Below are 2,915 nucleotides of genomic sequence, written 5' to 3'. Positions count from 1 at the left end.
TTGTGTAATCCCCGAAAGCTTTCGGGTTATAAAAATAATTATTTTAAAATGATTCGGGAAAAGTCAGGAGACTTTTGACAAGTTTATGGTTTTTAAGAGAAAAAAAAAACGCAAAGTCAGAGACATTTGCGTAGCGCTTCGGAAGGAATACTTCGAAGAGCGGGCTTTTTATTATCCGTTGTGTAATCCCGAAAGCTTTCAGGTTATAAAAATAATTATTTTAAAATGATTCGGAAAAGTCGGGAGACTTTTGACAGGTTTATGATTTTTAAGAGCAAAAAAAATACGCAAAGTCGGAGACATTTGCGTAGCGCTTCGGAAGGAACACTGCGGAGAGCGGGTTTTTATGATTTCTTACTGTTGCGGGCACGGATTGCAAATCCGCGCTAACGAACCGCAGAGATATATCTGCGCGATGGGGCAACTTACGCAACGATTTCTTTTGTGAAAGTATTTAAGTATTTTACTAATTGTTCGCAATTTACTGCGTTATTACTCAGTTGGGAAATAGACGTAGCATATTCAAATCTTAAAGAACATGAATGTCTTTTAGAAAAGATAGAGCCCTTTCTTTTACCGATTTCATCTTGAAGTTTGTTTAGAAAAGAAATTAAAAATTTTAATTCAAATTTACCTCTAAATGTCTCAGATTGATTAACAGTCTTAAATAGATCTAGTTTTTTATTGAAATTCTCAGTAGCTATTTTGGGAGATTCAGAAAATATAGTTTCAATTTTTTCTTGAGTTTTAAGCTCTTCTGGAAAGGTGATTGTTTTTAAATCTGTATTCACTATTTTTTCAAAAATGTCAAAATTAAAAAATTTCTTTAATGTATCTTCAATATTCAGTCTTGTATTTAAATTGTTCTCTTTGCGATAATCATTTTGGCAACTTAACCAAGCATTTAAAATTATAATGTTTGAGTGAAAAACTTCCTTGCAATTTCTATAAAGTTCAATTGCTTGTTTGTAACTTTCACAGCTTTTAGGAATTTTGAATTCATTAACTAGAATATTCTCAAATGCCTCATCAATAACGTAGAAATTTTCAATGCTATAGAATGGCGTAACGTAGATTTTACTATCTAAGTTATTAACTTCATAGTCTTTGTCTACAAAATATAATGTTGTTGAATTTGCGTAAACTTTATGGTTATTTATTGTTTTATGCAAATTTATTACGTTACCCTTTCCGTTACAAGTGTAATTATATAAAGTATATTTAGAGTTATGCGATTTTATTCTAAAAGAATAATAAGATCGATCATCTTTACCTTCATAAAAGCAATAGATATTATTTAAGTCTTTATTAAAATCTAAAACAAATTCGGCATAAGCAACTAGATTTGATTCTAGTTCCTTTTTTGCAATTTCAATTATATTATCGCTCATATTTAATCTAAAAATACATTCATACCAATTGCAAAGCTTTCTAACTCATTTGTAAAAATAAATGGTGAATGTGTCACCGCAAGTAAAAATTTACATTTATTTGATTCCATAACATGAGGTAATAATTGTTTTTGCCATTTTATTGAAAGCGAAAGTTCTGGTTCGTCAAAGAAAATCATTAAATCATTTAGATCTTCTAAGTATATTTTTGAAAAAAGAGAAATAATCTGTTTTTCTCCCGAAGATAATTGATTAAGTTCAACCTTTTCTTCCGTTAGACTATTGTAAATATTTAGCGTTACCGAGCTTTCATCAAAGAACATTTTTTTGCCTACTAAGTATTGGTTAGTAACTTTTTCAAAATCTTTAATTGAATTATCTAATTCTCTTTGGCGTATATAAATGTCCTCAAGTTTTGTCAAAAAGTAAGCGAGTTCAGGTTTAGTCAACAATTCTTTTGAATCTAAAAGTCTTAAAATATTTTGTCTATCATCTTGTGATAGATTATTTTTAACACGATTTAGTATTATTTCGATGTTATTTCTATTAATATTTAGGATATCATCCTTTGATAATTTTGGAAAACCTTCTTGTAATTGGTGCAACATTTCGCCCGTTACTTTTGCGAAACCTTTTATTGAACTATCGTTAATTTTTGAGATTATTTTTTTAATTCGTTCTTCTACATCTTCCATTCCAAATTGAATAAGAGTTTCATCTTCTAAATCCTCAGTCTCCTCTTTTTCATCTTCATCAAACCACGGCAAATGATCCTCAGTGTGTATTCTTCTTAACTTCCCCAAATTATGTAATTCTTCTTCAACCCTTCTGTATGTTGGGAAATAGATAATATTGGTTTTGAATTCTGTTTCTAAAAAATTAACTAAATTTTCCAGACCAGTAAAATTGGGTTGTCTAGAAATTTGGTCAATTAATTCAACTAATAAACCGATAGGAGGACTGTTCAGTTCTGAGGATAATTTATTTTTACGTATATACTCATATATTATTCTATGTTTATCTATATTTTCATCAGTTCTATTTGAAATAAATGAATTTAAATCCTCAACATTTAAAATTTTTATTATTTCAGATTTTAAATTTTTATATCTTAAATTTTTTTTATTATTGAGGTTCTCTAGATAGCTCGCTAGCTGTAGCTTTGTAAAGCTAAAGTTGACATTGTCAATTACTAAAGAAATTTCTTCAAAGTTTATTTTTAATAGTTTTTTCCATTTTTTTGTAAGTGTAAAATATAATGAATTAAGTATGGATGTTTTGCCTAATCCATTTTCCCCCATTAAGATTAGGACATTGTTATCAAAATGTAGATCAACATTCTGATATCCAAATAATTGCTTTATTTTGAAGTTTTGTAATTTGTTCATTGGTTTTATTTCATTTGTTTTTAAAATGTATTATACGTTCTTAAAATCAGTATAGACAAGTTTAATATTATAAAAACTAAATCATTTGCTTTTAATTTATACAATAGAAAGAATCTTATTTTTTGAAGATATTAAG

Annotated in this window: 2 protein-coding genes; both read right to left on the bottom strand. The window is 28.0% G+C overall.

Annotation, left to right across the window (positions count from 1 at the left end):
• Window positions 1-425: 425 nt before the first annotated feature.
• Entirely contained in the window at window positions 426-1,391 is a 966-nt protein-coding gene (locus BOW57_RS20520; protein WP_129057016.1) for a DUF4435 domain-containing protein, read from the bottom strand.
• A 2-nt stretch (window positions 1,392-1,393) separates the two neighbouring features.
• A complete protein-coding gene (locus tag BOW57_RS20515) occupies window positions 1,394-2,779 on the bottom strand; it encodes an AAA family ATPase (protein ID WP_129057013.1) in 1,386 nt (461 codons plus the stop codon).
• Window positions 2,780-2,915: the final 136 nt, after the last annotated feature.

It is taken from the genome of Flavobacterium sp. YO64 (genome assembly GCF_004119505.1).
Taxonomy (GTDB): Bacteria; Bacteroidota; Bacteroidia; order Flavobacteriales; family Flavobacteriaceae; genus Flavobacterium; species Flavobacterium oncorhynchi.
The sequence above is the reverse complement of the archived record's forward strand: the minus strand, read 5'-3'. Positions and strand labels throughout refer to the sequence as shown.

What these genes read in the sequence shown, in the direction of transcription:
- BOW57_RS20515 (WP_129057013.1), bottom strand. Translation starts at nt 2,779, where the DNA reads ATGAACAAATTACAAAACTTCAAAATAAAGCAATTATTTGGATATCAG.
- BOW57_RS20520 (WP_129057016.1), bottom strand. Translation starts at nt 1,391, where the DNA reads ATGAGCGATAATATAATTGAAATTGCAAAAAAGGAACTAGAATCAAAT.